Genomic DNA, 17,020 nt, shown 5'->3' with positions numbered 1-17,020 from the left:
CTAAATCGACAGGGGCAGCCTGGGCTGCACAAAGGCTGGCAGTTTACGCGAGTGCAGAGGGTTTGTAGAGAAGCCTGGGATAGCCCCTGGGATAGCCCCCGTGGTGCCTAGACGAAACACAGCGAGAGCGACTCCGCGATATAGGCAGGCTTTTCTTCACCCTCTATTTCCAGGGTGGCAATTGCCTTGAGCAACCACTGCCCCGGTTTCTTCTCCGTCACCCCGGCCAGGTCCACCTTCAACCGCACCTGGCTGTCGACCTTTACCGGCTGCATGAAGCGCACGCTGTCCAGCCCGTAGTTCACCACCATCTTCAGGCCTTGCGGCAGCACCAGGATGTCCTCGATCAGCGTGGGTATCAGGGACAAGGTGAGGAAGCCATGGGCGATGGTGCCGCCGAAAGGCGTTTGAGCGGCCTTCTGCGGGTCGACGTGAATGAACTGGAAGTCCCCGGTCGCTTCGGCGAACAGGTTGATACGCTGCTGGTCAATTTGCAGCCAGGCCGAATGGCCCAGTGGCTTGCCAACGTACTGCGACAGCGCTGTTACCGGTACCTGGGGCATCGCAATGTCTCCACCGTTGTAGTTGGTACGAAAGTGCTAGATCAGCACGCGCCCTGCGTTCAGTCAAGTTACGCAGGGTTCGATGACTACTGCAGGTGCATGCTTATAATGGGCCGCATGCCATAAGGAGATGCTTATGCTGTTGCGTGGTTTGACCTGGCTGGTGCTGTTCCAGCTGTTGGGTACGGCGCTCAATCACCTGCTGCTGCCGTTCTTGCCGGGGCCGATCCTGGGGCTGTTGCTGTTGCTGTGCTTCCTGATGGTGCGTGGCGAGGTGGGCGAGCCCCTGAACCTGGCGGCTGGTAGCCTGCTGCGGTACCTGCCGCTGCTGCTGGTGCCGCCTGCGGTAGGGGTGATGGTGTATGCCCGTGACATCGCCGATGACTTCTGGGCGATTGTGGGCGCGCTGTTGATTTCGTGCCTGCTCACCCTGGTGTTCGTCGGCGTGTTGATGCAGAAGCTCATCCATCGCCAGGCCAGGCGCGAGGAGCAGCCATGATGCTCGACTGGCAGGGCGCACTCGACGCCGTGGTGCATCATCCACTGTTCGGTATCGGCATTACCCTGGGTGCGTATCAACTGGTGCTGGCAGGGTACGAGAAGACGCGCTGGATCTTCCTGCAACCGGTGCTGGTGTCGATGGCCCTGGTAATCGGCGTGCTGCTTGTCTGTGGTATCGACTACCGCGAGTACCGCAAGAGCACCGAAATCATGAATATCCTGCTGGGCCCGGCTACGGTCGCCCTGGCGGTACCGCTGTTCCTGAACCTGCGGCGCATTCGTCAGCTGTTCTGGCCAACCTTTACTACGCTGGTACTCGGGGGGCTGTTCGCCACGCTTTGCTGCCTGCTGCTGGGCTGGTGGTTTGGTGCCGAACACATGATCCTGATGACCATGGCGCCCAAGTCGGTCACCTCGCCCATCGCCATGCTGGTGGCCGAACAGATTGGCGGCGTGGCGGCGCTGGCGGCGGTGTTCGTGCTGATCACCGGGGTGCTCGGGGCCATATTTGGCCCGGCCTTGCTGAGCCGCTGCGGTGTGCACAGCCCGGAAGCCCGTGGCATGTCGCTGGGGGTGACCGCCCACGCGGTCGGCACGTCGGTGGCTTTGCAGGAAAGTGACGAATGCGGCGCCTTTGCCGCGCTGGCGATGAGCCTGATGGGCGTGGCGACTGCGGTGTTCCTGCCGCTGGCTGTCAGCCTGGTGGCGTGAGGACTTGAAATGACGTTACCGCTGTTTCCCCTCGATACCGTGCTGTTCCCGGGCTGCTTCCTGGACCTGCAGATATTCGAGGCCCGGTACCTGGACATGATCGGGCGCTGCATGAAGCAGGGCGAGGGCTTCGGTGTAGTGTGCATCGTCGAAGGTGAGCAGGTGGGCAAGGCACCGCCGGTGGTCGCCTCCATTGGTTGCGAAGCGTTGATCCGCGACTTCGCCCAGCAGGACAATGGCTTGCTCGGTATCCGGGTGGAAGGTGTGCGGCGTTTCACCCTGGATGCCACCGAGGTGCAGAAGGACCAGTTGCTGGTGGGGCAGGTGCAGTGGCTGTCGGAGGCGCCAGACAGCCCCTTGCAAGACGCGGACGACGACTTGCTGGCGTTGTTGGTGGCGCTGGGTGAACACCCCATGGTCGAAGCGCTGGACATGCCGCGCCCGGTAGACGGGCGGCAGGCGCTGGCCAACCAGCTGGCTTACCTGCTGCCGTTCATGGAAGAAGACAAGCTGGACTTGCTCAGCCTCGATTCGCCCCAGCAGCGGCTGGGCGAAATCCAGAAGCTGTTGGAGCGGATACAGGGCGAGCTGTTCGTCTAGGCTGCCGCCTCACGAATACTGATAGCGCAGCAGGGCATGGGGAAACGAATGGGTGGCAAAGTAGGCGAACAGGGCCAGGCATGCTGGCAGTATCAGCCACCATACCTTTTGCGGCAGTGGCGCCAAAGGCTGGCGATACTGCACCAGTGTCAGGCTTAGCGCACACACGCAGCAGGCCAACAAGGCCCCGGCCAGAATGTCGGTGGGCCAGTGTGCACCCAGGTACACCCGCGACAGCGCGATCGACAAGGCAGGGATGCAGCCGATCACCACCCAGGTGAGGCGCATTCTCGGCGGCTGGCCGCGCCCGGCAAGCACTGCCATTACCAGAAAGAACGCGAACGAAGCAGAGCTGTGCCCGCTGGGCATGCTGTAGCTGGTCAGTGGGTCGGTCAGTACCTCCGGGCGGGCACGGGCAAACAGCCACTTCAGCGTACCGTTGGCGATGGCGGTGCCCATGAGCGCGCCGCCGGCGAAGAAGGCATGGCGCCACTGCCGGGCCAGCAACAGCAGACCGGTCAGCAACCCGCCCAGAAACAGCTGGGTACGGAAGTCCCCCAGTCGGGTCACCAGTACCACGGCGCCGTCATAGGCCTGGCTGCGGTGTTCCTGCACCAGCGTCATCACGCCCTGGTCGAACGCGTGCAGGTAAGGCCACCCCAGGAACACGCCGGTCAAGGCCAGCAGGCTGAGCCCGGCAATTACCCGGGTGCCGTGGCGGTGGTCACGGATGCTGGTGCTCAGGCTCACCCCGATAATCACCGCCAGGGTGCCGGCGACGATGCCGGCTTGCAGCCAGAACCCCTCGGGCAACGGCAGGCGCATGGCTGCACCCGTGGCCCAGCCGGGCAGCAGATAGGCTACCGACCAGCCGGCGGCCGCCAGCAGGCTGACAGCAGCGAAGCGCAGCAGCGGCATGTCGAACATGCCGGCCACCATCGGCAGCATAGGCCGCAGCGGGCCGATGAAGCGGCCTACCAGCAGGCTGGCGATGCCGTAGCGCTGGAAGTAGGCTTCTGCGCCGCCGATCCACTCGGGGTGGTGGCGCAGCAAGGGTAGGCGCCGAATGTTCTGGTGAAAGTACTTGCCCACTGTGTACGACAGTGCATCGCCGAGAAGGCCGCCGAGAAAACCCAGCAGCAGTGTTTCACCCAGGCTCAGGGCGCCATTACCGGCCAGCACTGCCACTGCAAACAGCAACACGGTACCCGGCACGATGATGCCGGCGATGGCCAGGCATTCGATGCAGGCCACCACGAAAATCGCCAGGCCAAGCCATTGGGGGTTGGCACCCAGCCAGCCGGTGAGGCTGTCGAGCCATTGGTCCATGGTTCAGCTCCCTTGTTGCAGAGTAAAGAAGTCGCGGCCTTCGACTTGGCCGCGGCGTAACGGGTTCCGTGTGCAGAAGCGGGCGTACTCGGCGTCGACAAAGCGGTAGGGCAGGTGTTCGTCGCGGCCATGAGGGATGCCCAGGCGGGCGGCCTGGATCACCCGGGGTACTGGGCTGGCGCAGTCTTCCACATAGAGCCGCTGGGGGTCGAACCGCTGTGCGTCCCAGTGCGGCACTTTCAGGCCCAGTGCCTTGCACAGCAAGGTCTGGCCGGCGCACAGGCGCTCGGGCGGGCGCAGGTTGCCGCTGGCATCGGGGTTGTTGAGTTGCATCTGCGCCAGGCTGTCGGGGCCGGACAGGGCGTCCTGCCAGGGGTAGGCAGACTTGATCAGTACGGCGTTGCCGGGGCCCTGCGCACTGAAGTTGAGCGAGTCGCCGCCACGGGCGTAGTACATGTAGATGTGGCCGCCTTCGAGAAACAGCGCCTTGCGCTTTTCGGTATAGCCCAGCGAGGCGTGGCTGCCTTTGTCGGTGAGGTAGTAGGCCTCGGTTTCGATGATGCGGGCGGCCAGCCACAGGTTGCTTTGGCGGTGGCGGATGACCTTGCCCAGGAGGGCCTTGGCCAAGGCCTGGGCATCCTGGTCGAAGAAGCTGTCGGGCAGTGCTGGCATGCGGGCGGTTCGCGGGTGGGAAGGCGCAATGATAGCAATGAAATGCTTAATCGAGGCTGAACGCTGCAATCCAGACCCACCCTTATTTCGACCATCCGCCACCCGCCGCTGGGCGTACACCTGCATGACAGTTATAATCAGCCGATTTCCCCTTCGCCAAGACACCGAACCCATGACTGAGTCCGTTCTTGACTACATGACCCGCCTTGGTCGCGCCGCACGCGAAGCGTCCCGGGTGATCGGCCGTGCCACCACCGCGCAGAAAAACCGCGCGCTGCAAGCGGCTGCCGACGCTCTGGACGCCGGTCGTGCCGAACTCACGGCTGCCAATGAGCAGGACCTCGCCCAAGGCCGCGCCAATGGCCTGGAGCCGGCGCTGCTCGATCGCCTGGCGCTCACCCCTGCGCGCATCGATGGCATGATCACTGGCCTGCGTCAGGTGGCCGGCCTGCCCGACCCGGTCGGTGCCATCCGAGACATGAGCTACCGCCCGTCCGGTATTCAGGTAGGCAAGATGCGCGTCCCGCTGGGGGTGATCGGGATCATCTACGAATCGCGGCCGAACGTGACCATCGATGCGGCCAGCCTGTGCCTCAAGTCGGGTAACGCCACCATCCTGCGCGGCGGCTCCGAGGCCATTCATTCCAACCGCGCCATTGCTGCGTGCATTCAGCGCGGCCTGGCGGCTGCGGGGTTGCCAGCTGCCGTGGTGCAGGTGGTGGAAACCACCGATCGCGAAGCGGTGGGCGCGCTGATCAGCATGCCCGAGTTCGTCGATGTCATCGTGCCCCGTGGTGGGCGCGGGCTGATCGAGCGTATCAGCCGCGATGCCCGTGTGCCGGTCATCAAGCACCTGGACGGTATCTGCCATATCTACGTCAGCCAGCATGCCGACCTGGAGAAAGCCTGGCCTGTGGCGTTCAATGCCAAGACCTACCGTTATGGCATCTGCGGTGCCATGGAAACCCTGCTGGTCGACCAGCAGGTGGCGGCTCGCTTCCTGCCGGAAATGGCCCGCCGCTTCCAGGACAAGGGCGTGCAGTTGCGCGGTTGCGAGCGCACGTGCGCATTGATTGACGCACAGGCCGCCACCGAGCAGGACTGGCACACCGAATACCTCGACGCGTTGCTCTCCATTCGTGTGGTCGACGGCCTGGACCAGGCCATCGAACATATCAACCACTACGGTTCGCACCACACCGACTCGATCCTCACCGAGCATCAAGGTGAAGCGCGCAGGTTCATGGCAGAAGTCGACTCGGCGTCGGTCATGCTCAATACCCCTACCTGCTTCGCTGACGGTTTCGAATACGGCCTGGGTGCTGAAATCGGCATTTCCACCGACAAGCTGCACGCGCGCGGCCCGGTTGGCCTGGAAGGCCTGACGTGCGAGAAGTACGTGGTCATCGGTGATGGCCAATTGCGTGGCCAGGAGTCCTGCTGAGTTGAGCAAGGCCCAGGCTACCCGGCGCGTCGGCATTCTTGGCGGCACCTTCGACCCCGTGCACATCGGCCACCTGCGCAGTGCGCTGGAAGTGGCCGAGTTCATGGGGCTGGATGAGCTGCGCCTGCTGCCCAACGCCCGGCCGCCGCACCGCGATACCCCGCAGGTGACCGCGCACCATCGCCTGGCCATGGTGCAATGTGCTGTACAAGGTGTGCCAGGGCTGAGTGTGGATGCGCGTGAACTGGCACGAGACAAGCCGTCGTACACCATCGACACCCTGGAGTCGGTGCGGGCGGAACTGGCCGCTGACGACCAGCTGTTCCTGTTGCTGGGCTGGGATGCCTTTTGCGGGCTGCCTGGCTGGCACCGTTGGGACGAATTGCTGCAACACTGTCACATCCTGGTGCTGCAGCGCCCGGATGCCGACGTAGAACCCCCTGACGAGTTGCGCAACCTGCTGGCTGCGCGCTCCGAGAGCGATCCCACCGCCATGTCCGGCCCGGCGGGAAATATTTCGTTCGTCTGGCAGACGCCGCTTGCGGTGTCGGCTACACAGATCCGACAGCTGCTGGCCAGCGGCAGATCGGTGAGGTTCCTGGTGCCGGACGCCGTACTGGCCTACATCGAGGCGCACGAGCTGTATCGTGCACCCAACTGACGGCGCCCCTGGCGCCTCATTCAAAGAGTTGAACGAGTTTATATGAGCAAGCAGAAAACCAACGGCATCGCTGGCGAAGAACTGGTCAAACTGACCATCAGCGCACTGGAAGACGTCAAGGCACAAGATATCCAGGTCATCGACGTGCGTGAAAAGCACAGCCTGACCGACTACATGATCATCGCCACCGGTACCTCCAACCGCCAGATCAACGCGATGCTGGAAAAGGTCCGTGAAGCGGTCAAGAAAGAAGGCGCCCAGCCACTGGGTGAAGAAGGCAAGGGCGACAGCGATTGGGTGCTCCTGGACCTGAATGATGTCATCGTGCACATGATGACCGCCGCTGCCCGCCAGTTCTACGACCTGGAGCGCCTGTGGGTGGGTGCCGAGCAAAGCCGCGCCGCCGATGCCAAGCATCACAGCCCGGAAAACACCAGTGACTACTTCACCGACAAGCTCAAAGACCGCGAGTAAGGCGCCATGCGTCTGCGCCTGATCGCGGTCGGCTCGCGCATGCCGAAGTGGGTGGAGGAAGGCTGGCACGAATATGCCAAGCGCCTGCCTGCAGAGTTGTCGCTGGAGCTGGTGGAAATTCCGCTGAACACCCGCGGCAAGAATGCCGACGTCGCCCGCCTGATTCGTCAGGAGGGCGAGGCCATGCTCGGCAAGGTGCAGCAGGGCGAGCGCATCGTTACGCTCGAGGTGCATGGCAAGCCCTGGAGCACCGAGCAGTTGGCAGGCGAGCTGGACCGCTGGCGGCTCGATGCACGCACGGTCAACCTGATGGTCGGTGGCCCGGAAGGCCTGGCGCCGGAGGTGTGCGCACGGGCCGAGCAACGCTGGTCATTGTCGCCACTGACATTGCCGCACCCGTTGGTAAGGATACTCATCGGCGAGCAGATCTACCGCGCCTGGACGGTATTGTCCGGGCACCCTTACCACAAATGAACCTGTAAGCAGCCCGATGTCGCAGCCGATCCGCCTCAAGGACCACGAGAAAGACGCCCGTCTTGTGCGCAACCGCGTCGTGGTCGGCGCCGTGGCGGTCATGCTGCTGGTGTGCGTGCTGATTGCGCGGCTGTATTACCTGCAGATCATCCAGTACGACTACCATTCGACGCTGTCGGAGAACAACCGGGTGCATGTGCAGCCGATCCCGCCCACCCGCGGGCTGATCTTCGACCGCAACGGGGTGGTCGTCGCCGACAACCGTCCCAGCTTCAGTTTGTCCATGACCCGCGAACGTGCCGGCAACTGGCAGGAGGTGCTGGACAGCATCGTGGAGGTGCTGGAACTCACCCCCGACGACCGTGCCCTGTTCGAGAAGCGCATGCGCCAGGGCCGTCGGCCGTTCGAGCCGGTGCCCATCCTGTTCGAGTTGAATGAAGAGCAGATCGCCCGGGTGGCCGTGAACCAGTTTCGCCTGCCTGGGGTGGAGGTGGTTGCCCAACTGGTGCGGCATTACCCACAGGGTGCGCACTTCGCCCACTCGGTAGGCTACGTGGGGCGCATCAACGAGAAAGAGCTGAAAACCCTCGACCCGGTGAACTACAGCGGTACCCATCACATCGGCAAGACCGGTGTCGAGCGCTTCTACGAAGATGCGTTGCACGGCCAGGTGGGCTATGAAGAGGTCGAAACCAACGCCCGCGGCCGTGTACTGCGGGTACTCAAGCGCACCGACCCCAAGCCGGGCAAGGACATTGTGCTGAGCCTGGACATCAAGCTGCAGGAAGCCGCCGAGGCTGCCCTGGCGGGCCGACGTGGCGCCGTGGTGGCGCTGGACCCGCGCACGGGCGAGGTGCTGGCCATGGTCAGCCAGCCGAGCTTCGACCCCAACCTGTTCGTCACCGGCATCAGCTTCAAGGCCTATGCCGAGCTGCGCGATTCGATCGACCGGCCGCTGTTCAACCGCATTCTGCGTGGCCTGTACCCGCCGGGGTCGACCATCAAGCCAGCCGTGGCCATTGCCGGCCTGGACAGCGGCGTGGTCAACGCCAGCAGCCGGGTGTTCGACCCGGGGTACTACCAACTGCCCAATTACGACCACAAATACCGTAACTGGAACCGCACCGGCGACGGCTGGGTAGACCTGGACACCGCGATCATGCGTTCCAACGACACCTACTTCTACGACCTTGCGCACAAGATGGGCATCGACAGGCTGTCGAGCTACATGGGCAAGTTCGGCATCGGCCAGCGGGTGTCGCTGGACATGTTCGAGGAGTCTGCCGGGTTGATGCCGTCCCGCGAATGGAAACGCGCCACCCGCAGGCAGGCGTGGTTCCCGGGTGAAACCCTCATTCTGGGCATTGGCCAGGGCTACATGCAGGCAACGCCTTTGCAGCTGGCCCAGGCCACGGCGCTGATCGCCAACAAGGGGGTATGGAACCGCCCGCACCTGGCCAAGACCATCGAAGGCCAGCCACCGGTGGACGAAAACCCCATGGACAACATCGTGCTGCGCGACAAGGCCGACTGGGGCAGGGTTACCCATGGCATGGAGCAGGTGATGCATGGTGCCCGCGGTACGGCGCGCAAGGCAGCCCTCGGCGCCCAGTACCGCATCGCCGGCAAGAGCGGTACCGCCCAGGTAGTGGCCATCAAGCAGGGCGAGAAGTACGACCGCAACAAGCTTCAGGAGCGCCACCGCGACCACGCGCTGTTCGTCGCCTTTGCGCCGGCTGACGACCCGAAGATCGTGGTGTCGGTCATGGTCGAGAACGGCGAGTCGGGGTCGGGTGTGGCGGCGCCGGTGGTACGCCAGATCATGGATGCCTGGTTGCTCGATGAAAATGGGCGGCTCAAGCCTGAGCTCGCACCTGCCACCGTTACCCAGGAATCGCCCCTGTGATGAACAATTTCGACCGCATGCTCTCCAGCGAGGATGTGATGCGTCGCCGCGCCAGCTTCCTGCAGCGCATCCACGTTGACGGCCCTCTGCTGATCATTCTGCTCACCCTGGCGGCGGGCAGCCTGTTCGTGCTGTATTCGGCCAGTGGCAAGAACTGGGACCTGCTGCTCAAGCAGGCCACCTCGTTCGGCATCGGGCTGGTGTCCATGTTCGTCATCGCCCAACTGGAGCCGCGTTTCATGGCCCGTTGGGTGCCGTTGGCCTACCTCACGGGGGTGTTGCTGCTGGTGGTGGTGGACGTCATGGGCCATAACGCCATGGGTGCGACCCGCTGGATCAACATTCCGGGGGTCATACGCTTCCAGCCCTCGGAATTCATGAAGATCATCATGCCGGCGACCATCGCCTGGTACCTGTCCAAGCGCACGCTGCCGCCGCATTTGAAGCACGTGGCCATTAGCCTGGTGCTGATCGGCGTGCCGTTCATCCTGATCGTGCGCCAGCCAGACCTGGGCACCGCGCTGCTGATTCTGGCATCCGGGGCTTTCGTGCTGTTCATGGGTGGCCTGCGCTGGCGCTGGATTCTCAGCGTGCTGGCCGCCACGGTGCCGGTGGCCGTGGCGATGTGGTTCTTCGTGATGCACGACTACCAGAAACAGCGCGTGCTGACCTTCCTGGACCCGGAAAGCGACCCCCTGGGTACCGGCTGGAACATCATCCAGTCCAAGGCGGCGATCGGTTCGGGCGGGGTATTTGGCAAAGGCTGGCTGCTGGGTACCCAGTCGCACCTGGACTTCCTGCCCGAAAGCCACACCGACTTCATCATCGCCGTGCTTGGCGAGGAATTCGGCCTGGTGGGTATTTGCCTGCTGTTGATCGTGTACCTGCTGCTGATCGGCCGCGGCCTGATGATCACCGCCCAGGCCCAGACCCTGTTCGGCAAGCTGCTGGCCGGCAGCCTGACCATGACTTTCTTTGTATACGTATTCGTCAATATCGGCATGGTGAGCGGCCTTCTGCCGGTAGTAGGTGTACCGCTGCCCTTCATCAGCTATGGCGGAACTTCATTGGTGACGCTGCTGTCAGCGTTTGGCGTTTTGATGTCGATCCATACGCACCGCAAATGGATCGCACAGGTTTGAAAAAGGTGAAGAATTTGATGCAAGCAGTGCGTAACTGGGCTGCCCGTTGTGCGCCGTGGTTTGGTGCGGTGGGCCTGTTCGGCGCTGTACAGCTGGCCCATGCCGGCGACTATGAGCATTCGCCCCAGGTGGCCGAGCTGGTCGCCGAGATGAGCCGCGACTATGGCTTTGCCCCCGAGCAACTGATGGGCGTGTTCCGTGAAGTGCAGCGCAAGCAGTCGATTCTTGACGCCATTTCGCGGCCGGCCGAACGGGTCAAGCCGTGGAAGGAGTACCGGCCGATGTTCCTCACCGATGCCCGCATCGCGCGGGGCGTGGACTTCTGGCGGCAGCACGAGGCGGTGCTGGCGCGGGCCGAGCAGGAATATGGCGTGCCGGCGCAGTACATCGTCGCCATCATCGGCGTGGAAACCTTCTTTGGCCGCAACACCGGCAACTACCGGGTGATCGATGCCCTGTCGACCCTGGGCTTCGATTACCCGCCACGGGCGGAGTTCTTCCGCAAGGAATTGCGCGAGTTCTTGCTGCTGGCCCGCGATGAGCAGCTGGACCCGCTTACGCTGAAGGGCTCGTATGCCGGCGCCATGGGGCTGCCGCAGTTCATGCCGAGCAGCTTTCGCAACTACGCGGTGGACTTCGATGGCGACGGCCACATCAATATCTGGACCAACCCGGACGATGCGATTGGCAGCGTTGCCAGCTACTTCAAGCGCCATGGCTGGGTTGCCGGCCAAGGCGTAGTCAGCCGTGCCACGGTGCAGGGTGAACGCGCCGACCAGGGCCTGACCACCGGCATCGATCCGGCGAGCACGGTGGGGCAGTTGCGTGCCCTTGGCTGGTCGGTTCATGATGCGCTGCGTGACGATCTGCCAGTAACCGCCTTCCGCCTGGAGGGTGAAAACGGCCCTGAGTACTGGCTGGGCCTGAAGAACTTTTATGCGATCACTCGCTACAACCGCAGCGTGATGTATGCCATGGCGGTGCATCAGCTTTCGGAACAGCTGGTCCAAGCACGGGGCGTCAAGTAAATGCGCGCAATCATCTCTGCCACTTCTTTCAAGCTGTTCACCTGCCTGGCCGTCGGCCTGGTGCTGGCCAGCTGTTCCTCCAGCCGCCCGGCACCGCAAAGCAGCGGTGGTAATGTGGTGCGCAGCCAGCCTGGCCTGGACATCAACCGGGCACACAAAGACGGCGCGCCCTGGTGGGATGTGGATGTCAACAAGATCCCGGACGCCACCCCCACCGTGCACACCGGCAACTACAAGGCCAACCCGTACACCGTGCTGGGCAAGACCTACTACCCGATGCAGGATGCGCGCAACTACCGCGCCGAGGGTACTGCGTCGTGGTACGGCACCAAGTTCCATGGCCAGAACACCGCCAACGGTGAGCTGTATGACCTGTACGGCATGAGCGCCGCGCACAAGACGTTGCCGCTGCCTGCCTATGTGCGGGTCACCAACCTGGCCAACGGCCGCAGCGTCGTCCTGCGGGTAAATGACCGTGGCCCGTTCTACTCGGACCGCATCATCGACTTGTCGTATGCGGCTGCGAAGAAGCTTGGCTACGCCGAAACCGGCACTGCACACGTGCGTGTGGAGGGCATCGACCCTCAGCAGTGGTGGGCCCAGCGCGGCCAGACGCCGCCGCTGGTGCTCAAGGAGCCGCAGGTGGCCCAGACCCAGGCGATACCGGCCAACACCGGCCGCGTAGAGCAGTGGACCCCGCCGCCGCAACAGCACGCGGCGCCTGTGGTGCCGGTGCAGGTGGGTGGCAACAACGTGCCGGGTGGCAACGCCGGCAGCTTCCTGCAGGTGGGGGCCTTCGCCAACCCGGACGCCGCCGAGCTGTTGCGCTCCAAGCTCAGCAGCATGGTCAGCGCGCCCGTGTTCATCAGCTCGATCGTACGCAACCAGCAGACCCTGCACCGCGTGCGCCTGGGGCCGATCAACAGCCAGGGTGAAATCCAGCAGGCGCAGAACAGCATCCGCCTGGCGAACTTGGGCCAGGCCAAGCTGGTCACAGACTGACCGGCGGGCGGCAGGCGGCACGCCGCCAGCTGCAAGCCGCAAGGAAAAGCCAATCTGCCTTTTCTTGCAGCTTGAAGCTTGCAGCTTGCCGCTTTTGTCATGAACTGCCGGTGCCGGCCATGTACAATGCCGGTTTTGCCCGCAGCGGCATGATGCCGCATCAGGCCGACGGCCATACAAGCAGAATGACGGGTGCTGGGCGCATGCGCTTGCCCAGGAAACATCTCAGACCATTAGCGATTTTCGAGAGACGGATGAATATCACCAACCTTGCCAAACGACTTTGCCTGCCCGTACTGCTGATGATCACGCCGGCCGCCTTCGCGGCCGAGCAGATGACCCCGGCACCGCCCCAGTTGGCAGCCAAGTCCTATGTACTCATGGACGCGTCCAGCGGCAACGTGCTGGTCGAGAACAACGGTGACGAGCGCCTGCCGCCAGCCAGCCTGACCAAGCTGATGACCGCCTACATCGCCACACTGGACATCCGTCGTGGCCAAATTGGTGAAAACGACCCCGTTACCGTCAGCGAGAACGCCTGGCGTACCGGTGGTTCGCGCATGTTCATCAAGGTGGGCAGCCAGGTCACCGTCAGCGACCTGCTGCACGGCATCATCATCCAGTCGGGCAACGACGCGTCTGTGGCCCTGTCCGAGCACATCGCCGGCAGCGAAGACGCCTTCGCCGACATGATGAACAAGACGGCTGCCGACCTGGGCATGACCAACAGCCACTTCATGAACCCGACCGGCCTGCCGAACCCAGAGCACTATTCCTCTGCCCACGACATGGCGACCCTGGCCCGTGCGATCATCAACGTCGACCCGGCCCACTACGCCATCTACTCGCAAAAAGAGTTCTTCTGGAACAACATCAAGCAGCCTAACCGCAACCTGCTGCTGTGGCGCGACAAGACGGTCGACGGCCTGAAAACCGGCCACACCGAGGAAGCCGGCTACTGCATGGTGGCCTCCGCCGTACGTGACGGCCAGCGCCTGATTGCCGTGGTGTTCGGTACCAACAGCGAGCAGTCCCGCGCTGCTGAAACCCAGAAGCTGCTGACCTACGGCTTCCGCTTCTTCGAAACCCAGACCTTCTACCAGAAGGGTACTGAGCTGGCCAAGGCCCCGGTGTGGAAGGGCGCTACCAGCGAAGTGAAGGCCGGCCTGGCAGAAGACCTGACCATGACCATGCCTAAAGGCCAGCTCAAGCGCCTGCAGGCTTCGATGACCATGAACCCGCAGCTGACTGCCCCCATCGCCAAAGGCGACGTGATCGGTAAGGTCGAAGTCAAACTGGACGACAAAGTGGTTCACAGCGCCGACCTGATCGCCCTCGATGGCGTCGAGGAAGGTGGTATCTTCCGCCGTATGTGGGATAGCATCCGCCTATTCTTCTTCGGGTTGTTCAACTGATACGTGACCTGCACGCCCCCGCGCAGCCGCGGGGGCGTTGTTGTTGCCACGGCTTGTGAGGCCGTTTCCGCCATGAGCGAACCAGACGTCAAATCCCATAAAATCGAATTCCCGTGCGCCGATTACCCGATCAAGGTCATTGGCGACACCGTTGTCGGCTTCAAGGACACCGTGATCGAAATCCTCAGCAAGTACGCCAAGGTCGATCTGTCCACGTTGGCCGAGCGGCAAAGCAAGGAAGGCAAGTACACCACCGTGCAGTTGCACATCGTGGCGGAAAGCGAAAACCAGCTGCACGATATCAACAGCGCCTTGCGCGCAACCGGCATCGTGAAAATGGTACTGTGATGCCCGGCTGTCTCGGTTTTCGCGAGCTTGGCCTGCAGCCCTATGAACCGGTGCTGGAGGCCATGCGGCGCTTTACCGAGCAGCGCGGCCCGGATACTCAGGACGAAGTCTGGCTGGTCGAGCACCCAGCGGTGTTCACCCAGGGCCAGGCTGGCAAGGCCGAGCACCTGCTGGTGCCGGGCGACATCCCGGTGGTGCAGACCGACCGCGGTGGCCAGGTGACCTACCATGGCCCCGGGCAACTGGTGGCCTACCTGCTGCTGGATGTGCGTCGGCTTGGGTTTGGTGTGCGCGACCTGGTAAGCCGCATCGAGCGCACCTTGATCGACCTGCTGGGCAGTTACGCCGTGCAGGCTGCGGCCAAGCCCGATGCGCCGGGTGTCTACGTCGATGGAGCCAAGATTGCCTCCCTCGGCCTGCGCATTCGCAACGGCCGTTCGTTTCACGGCCTTGCCCTGAACGTGGACATGGACCTTGCGCCATTCCGCCGAATCAACCCCTGCGGTTATGCGGGGCTGGCCATGACCCAGCTGCGTGACCTGGCAGGCCCGATCGAACTCGACGAGGTCAGGACGAGGCTGCGCGGACAGCTGGTCAAGCACCTCGACTACGCTGAGCAGACGACCCTCACGGGCGGAATCGACTGAATATGACTATTGTGCAAGAAGCCGTGCCGAACCTGATCCCTACCCAGGACGTCACCCCGCGCCCGGCGCCAAAGAAGGTGGAAGCCGGGGTCAAGCTGCGTGGTGCCGAAAAAGTAGCCCGCATTCCGGTGAAGATCATCCCCACCGACGAGTTGCCGAAGAAGCCCGACTGGATTCGTGTGCGCATCCCGGTATCGCCCGAGGTGGACCGTATCAAGCAGCTGCTGCGCAAGCACAAGCTGCACAGCGTCTGCGAAGAGGCCTCTTGCCCTAACCTGGGCGAGTGCTTCTCGGGCGGCACCGCCACCTTCATGATCATGGGCGACATCTGCACCCGTCGCTGCCCGTTCTGCGACGTGGGGCATGGTCGGCCTAAGCCACTGGATGTGGACGAGCCGAAGAACCTGGCCGTTGCCATCGCCGACCTGCGCCTCAAGTACGTGGTCATCACCTCCGTAGACCGTGATGACCTGCGTGACGGTGGTGCCCAGCACTTTGCCGACTGCATCCGCGAAATTCGTGCCCTGTCGCCGGGTGTGCAGCTGGAAACCCTGGTGCCGGACTACCGCGGCCGCATGGACGTTGCGCTGGAAATCACCGCGCAAGAGCCGCCAGACGTGTTCAACCATAACCTTGAAACCGTACCGCGCCTGTACAAGGCCGCGCGCCCCGGTTCGGACTACGACTGGTCCCTGGACCTGCTGCAGAAATTCAAGCAGTTGGTGCCCCATGTACCGACCAAGTCGGGCCTGATGCTGGGCCTGGGTGAAACCGACGAAGAAGTCATCGAGGTGATGCACCGCATGCGCGAGCATGATATCGACATGCTCACCCTGGGCCAGTACCTGCAACCGTCCCGCAGCCACTTGCCGGTGCAGCGTTTCGTGCACCCGGATACCTTTGCCTGGTTCGCCGAGGAAGGCTACAAGATGGGCTTCAAGAACGTTGCGTCCGGGCCACTGGTGCGCTCGTCCTACCATGCCGACCAGCAGGCGCACGAAGCCAAGATCAAGCTCTGAGTTATAGCGTGTGCAAAAATGCCGATGCGCCCTGGGGTAGCATCGGCATTTTTTTTGCGGCTCACAGGCCTTAAGCTGTCGGGCATACGCTATTCGGAGTTGCATGATGAACTGTGTTGAAGCCCTTGCCATTGCGTTGCCCGGGCCGGTCCGCCCGGGTAGCTGTTTTGCGGTGGTTGCCCCTGCGGGCCCGGCACGCCTGGACACGCAGAAGGCGATGCAGTGGTTTGCCGATCGCGGTTACCGCTGCCGTGTTTTCCCGGGCGCCACCCAGGCCGAGGGGTACCTGGCGGGCGCGGACAGCCAGCGGTTGCACGACCTGCAGGGTGCGTTTGCCGACCCTGAGGTCGATGCCATTTTGTGCATGCGCGGGGGCTACGGCAGCATGCGCCTGCTCGATCAGCTCGATTTCGAGCAGGTGCGGCGTAACCCTAAACCGTTGATCGGTTACAGCGACATCACGGCACTGCACACCGCTTTCTACCGGCACACGGGGTTGATTACCTTCCACGGTGGCATGCTCAATGCCGACTTGCTGGGTGGCAAGCGGGCACTTACCGAGGCGTCGCTGTTGGCACAATTGAGCGGGCTGGTGAGGGCAGGGGGGCCAATCGTGCACCCGGCTGACTTCGCGCTGACGACCGTGCTGCCAGGCGCTGCCAGCGGGCCGCTGCTGGGTGGCAACCTGTCGATGCTGGGCGCGACGATGGGCACGCTGGCGGAGCTGGACACCCAGGGCTGCATCCTGTTCATCGAGGACGTCAATGAGCCGCTGTACCGGGTTGATCGCCTGCTGACCCAGTTGCGTCTGGCGGGCAAGCTGCAGGGGGTGAAAGGGGTGTTGGTGGGTGACTTTGCTGGCATCACCACGGCGGCGTTGACGCCGTTGCTGCGTGATACATTTGCGCCGTTGGGTGTGCCGGTGCTGGCGGGGTGGCGCAGCGGCCACTGCGACCCCAACGTGTGCCTGCCGCTTGGCGCACGGGTGACCCTGGACAGCGATGCGCAGGCGCTGGTGCTGGAGCAGAACCTGTTCGAGGTGTGAACGTGCCGGGGCTGCAGGGTAGCCCTGCAGCCCGTTAGC

Annotated in this window: 19 protein-coding genes; 16 read left to right on the top strand and 3 right to left on the bottom strand. The window is 63.4% G+C overall.

Annotation, left to right across the window (positions count from 1 at the left end):
* Positions 1-107: 107 nt before the first annotated feature.
* The gene (locus IAE36_RS02035) at positions 108-563 is read right to left on the bottom strand and encodes a MaoC family dehydratase (RefSeq protein ID WP_201209979.1); all 456 of its coding nucleotides are present in this window, start codon (positions 561-563) and stop codon (positions 108-110) included.
* A 136-nt stretch (positions 564-699) separates the two neighbouring features.
* Between IAE36_RS02035 and IAE36_RS02030 the strand changes: the two genes are divergently transcribed.
* From IAE36_RS02030 to IAE36_RS02020, 3 genes are read left to right on the top strand one after another with little or no spacing between them, the layout of a single operon-like run.
* Positions 700-1,062: a CidA/LrgA family protein gene (locus tag IAE36_RS02030; protein ID WP_028632765.1), complete on the top strand. Its 363-nt coding sequence runs from the start codon at positions 700-702 to the stop codon at positions 1,060-1,062.
* Positions 1,059-1,775 (top strand): LrgB family protein, encoded by a 717-nt coding sequence (locus tag IAE36_RS02025; protein ID WP_028632764.1) that lies wholly within the window; start codon positions 1,059-1,061, stop codon positions 1,773-1,775. Before IAE36_RS02030 ends, IAE36_RS02025 begins: the two co-directional genes overlap by 4 nt.
* Before the next feature lie 9 nt (positions 1,776-1,784).
* Positions 1,785-2,375, top strand: coding sequence for an LON peptidase substrate-binding domain-containing protein (locus IAE36_RS02020; RefSeq protein ID WP_201209971.1), 591 nt, complete (start codon positions 1,785-1,787; stop codon positions 2,373-2,375).
* Between the two features lie 9 nt (positions 2,376-2,384).
* Here the strand turns inward: IAE36_RS02020 and IAE36_RS02015 are convergent, their stop codons facing one another.
* Both IAE36_RS02015 and IAE36_RS02010 read right to left on the bottom strand, forming a co-directional pair.
* Positions 2,385-3,704: a bifunctional DedA family/phosphatase PAP2 family protein gene (locus IAE36_RS02015; protein WP_201209969.1), complete on the bottom strand. Its 1,320-nt coding sequence runs from the start codon at positions 3,702-3,704 to the stop codon at positions 2,385-2,387.
* A gap of 3 nt (positions 3,705-3,707) precedes the next feature.
* Positions 3,708-4,376: a DNA-3-methyladenine glycosylase gene (locus IAE36_RS02010; protein ID WP_201209967.1), complete on the bottom strand. Its 669-nt coding sequence runs from the start codon at positions 4,374-4,376 to the stop codon at positions 3,708-3,710.
* Between the two features lie 172 nt (positions 4,377-4,548).
* Here IAE36_RS02010 and IAE36_RS02005 point away from each other — a divergent pair, with 172 nt between their 5' ends.
* The 13 genes from IAE36_RS02005 (at position 4,549) to IAE36_RS01945 (ending at position 16,981) form a co-directional block, all read left to right on the top strand.
* A complete protein-coding gene (locus tag IAE36_RS02005; protein ID WP_201209965.1) occupies positions 4,549-5,820 on the top strand; it encodes a glutamate-5-semialdehyde dehydrogenase in 1,272 nt (423 codons plus the stop codon).
* On the top strand, positions 5,789-6,481 hold the full coding sequence (nadD, locus tag IAE36_RS02000; protein ID WP_201209959.1) for a nicotinate-nucleotide adenylyltransferase: 693 nt from the start codon (positions 5,789-5,791) through the stop codon (positions 6,479-6,481). Before IAE36_RS02005 ends, nadD begins: the two co-directional genes overlap by 32 nt.
* A 42-nt stretch (positions 6,482-6,523) precedes the next feature.
* The gene (gene rsfS / locus IAE36_RS01995; RefSeq protein WP_201161978.1) at positions 6,524-6,955 is read left to right on the top strand and encodes a ribosome silencing factor; all 432 of its coding nucleotides are present in this window, start codon (positions 6,524-6,526) and stop codon (positions 6,953-6,955) included.
* A 6-nt stretch (positions 6,956-6,961) separates the two neighbouring features.
* Positions 6,962-7,429, top strand: a complete 468-nt coding sequence (rlmH, locus tag IAE36_RS01990) for a 23S rRNA (pseudouridine(1915)-N(3))-methyltransferase RlmH (RefSeq protein ID WP_028632757.1) — start codon at positions 6,962-6,964, stop codon at positions 7,427-7,429.
* A gap of 16 nt (positions 7,430-7,445) precedes the next feature.
* The gene (gene mrdA / locus IAE36_RS01985; RefSeq protein WP_028632756.1) at positions 7,446-9,335 is read left to right on the top strand and encodes a penicillin-binding protein 2; all 1,890 of its coding nucleotides are present in this window, start codon (positions 7,446-7,448) and stop codon (positions 9,333-9,335) included.
* A 38-nt stretch (positions 9,336-9,373) separates the two neighbouring features.
* Positions 9,374-10,477 (top strand): rod shape-determining protein RodA, encoded by a 1,104-nt coding sequence (gene rodA / locus IAE36_RS01980; RefSeq protein WP_042139378.1) that lies wholly within the window; start codon positions 9,374-9,376, stop codon positions 10,475-10,477.
* A gap of 17 nt (positions 10,478-10,494) precedes the next feature.
* A complete protein-coding gene (gene mltB, locus IAE36_RS01975; protein ID WP_201209958.1) occupies positions 10,495-11,505 on the top strand; it encodes a lytic murein transglycosylase B in 1,011 nt (336 codons plus the stop codon).
* Positions 11,506-12,507 (top strand): septal ring lytic transglycosylase RlpA family protein, encoded by a 1,002-nt coding sequence (locus IAE36_RS01970; protein WP_201209957.1) that lies wholly within the window; start codon positions 11,506-11,508, stop codon positions 12,505-12,507.
* A 254-nt stretch (positions 12,508-12,761) separates the two neighbouring features.
* Entirely contained in the window at positions 12,762-13,922 is a 1,161-nt protein-coding gene (locus tag IAE36_RS01965; protein WP_028632753.1) for a D-alanyl-D-alanine carboxypeptidase family protein, read from the top strand.
* Positions 13,923-13,994: 72 nt separating this feature from the next.
* Positions 13,995-14,270 carry a DUF493 domain-containing protein gene (locus tag IAE36_RS01960; RefSeq protein WP_028632752.1) on the top strand — a complete coding sequence of 92 codons (276 nt, stop codon included), beginning with the start codon at positions 13,995-13,997 and terminating at the stop codon, positions 14,268-14,270.
* Complete coding sequence (lipB, locus tag IAE36_RS01955; protein ID WP_028632751.1) at positions 14,270-14,917, top strand: lipoyl(octanoyl) transferase LipB; 648 nt, start codon at positions 14,270-14,272, stop codon at positions 14,915-14,917. Before IAE36_RS01960 ends, lipB begins: the two co-directional genes overlap by 1 nt.
* Before the next feature lie 2 nt (positions 14,918-14,919).
* A complete protein-coding gene (gene lipA / locus IAE36_RS01950) occupies positions 14,920-15,936 on the top strand; it encodes a lipoyl synthase (RefSeq protein ID WP_028632750.1) in 1,017 nt (338 codons plus the stop codon).
* Positions 15,937-16,042: 106 nt separating this feature from the next.
* Positions 16,043-16,981 (top strand): S66 peptidase family protein, encoded by a 939-nt coding sequence (locus tag IAE36_RS01945; protein ID WP_201210027.1) that lies wholly within the window; start codon positions 16,043-16,045, stop codon positions 16,979-16,981.
* Positions 16,982-17,020: the final 39 nt, after the last annotated feature.

This window comes from Pseudomonas sp. S36 (assembly GCF_016647875.1).
Lineage (GTDB): Bacteria > Pseudomonadota > Gammaproteobacteria > Pseudomonadales > Pseudomonadaceae > Aquipseudomonas > Aquipseudomonas parafulva.
This window is presented reverse-complemented; position numbering and strand designations above follow the sequence as displayed.

Excerpts from the sequence above, each read along its gene's own strand:
- IAE36_RS02005 (WP_201209965.1), top strand. The coding sequence starts at position 4,549 with ATGACTGAGTCCGTTCTTGACTACATGACCCGCCTTGGTCGCGCCGCA.
- rodA (WP_042139378.1), top strand. The coding sequence starts at position 9,374 with ATGCGTCGCCGCGCCAGCTTCCTGCAGCGCATCCACGTTGACGGCCCT.
- IAE36_RS01970 (WP_201209957.1), top strand. The coding sequence starts at position 11,506 with ATGCGCGCAATCATCTCTGCCACTTCTTTCAAGCTGTTCACCTGCCTG.
- IAE36_RS02035 (WP_201209979.1), bottom strand. The coding sequence starts at position 563 with ATGCCCCAGGTACCGGTAACAGCGCTGTCGCAGTACGTTGGCAAGCCA.
- mltB (WP_201209958.1), top strand. The coding sequence starts at position 10,495 with ATGCAAGCAGTGCGTAACTGGGCTGCCCGTTGTGCGCCGTGGTTTGGT.
- IAE36_RS02025 (WP_028632764.1), top strand. The coding sequence starts at position 1,059 with ATGATGCTCGACTGGCAGGGCGCACTCGACGCCGTGGTGCATCATCCA.
- IAE36_RS01945 (WP_201210027.1), top strand. The coding sequence starts at position 16,043 with ATGAACTGTGTTGAAGCCCTTGCCATTGCGTTGCCCGGGCCGGTCCGC.
- IAE36_RS02015 (WP_201209969.1), bottom strand. The coding sequence starts at position 3,704 with ATGGACCAATGGCTCGACAGCCTCACCGGCTGGCTGGGTGCCAACCCC.
- IAE36_RS02020 (WP_201209971.1), top strand. The coding sequence starts at position 1,785 with ATGACGTTACCGCTGTTTCCCCTCGATACCGTGCTGTTCCCGGGCTGC.
- lipA (WP_028632750.1), top strand. The coding sequence starts at position 14,920 with ATGACTATTGTGCAAGAAGCCGTGCCGAACCTGATCCCTACCCAGGAC.
- lipB (WP_028632751.1), top strand. The coding sequence starts at position 14,270 with ATGCCCGGCTGTCTCGGTTTTCGCGAGCTTGGCCTGCAGCCCTATGAA.
- IAE36_RS02010 (WP_201209967.1), bottom strand. The coding sequence starts at position 4,376 with ATGCCAGCACTGCCCGACAGCTTCTTCGACCAGGATGCCCAGGCCTTG.
- IAE36_RS02030 (WP_028632765.1), top strand. The coding sequence starts at position 700 with ATGCTGTTGCGTGGTTTGACCTGGCTGGTGCTGTTCCAGCTGTTGGGT.
- IAE36_RS01965 (WP_028632753.1), top strand. The coding sequence starts at position 12,762 with ATGAATATCACCAACCTTGCCAAACGACTTTGCCTGCCCGTACTGCTG.
- rsfS (WP_201161978.1), top strand. The coding sequence starts at position 6,524 with ATGAGCAAGCAGAAAACCAACGGCATCGCTGGCGAAGAACTGGTCAAA.
- mrdA (WP_028632756.1), top strand. The coding sequence starts at position 7,446 with ATGTCGCAGCCGATCCGCCTCAAGGACCACGAGAAAGACGCCCGTCTT.
- rlmH (WP_028632757.1), top strand. The coding sequence starts at position 6,962 with ATGCGTCTGCGCCTGATCGCGGTCGGCTCGCGCATGCCGAAGTGGGTG.
- nadD (WP_201209959.1), top strand. The coding sequence starts at position 5,789 with ATGGCCAATTGCGTGGCCAGGAGTCCTGCTGAGTTGAGCAAGGCCCAG.
- IAE36_RS01960 (WP_028632752.1), top strand. The coding sequence starts at position 13,995 with ATGAGCGAACCAGACGTCAAATCCCATAAAATCGAATTCCCGTGCGCC.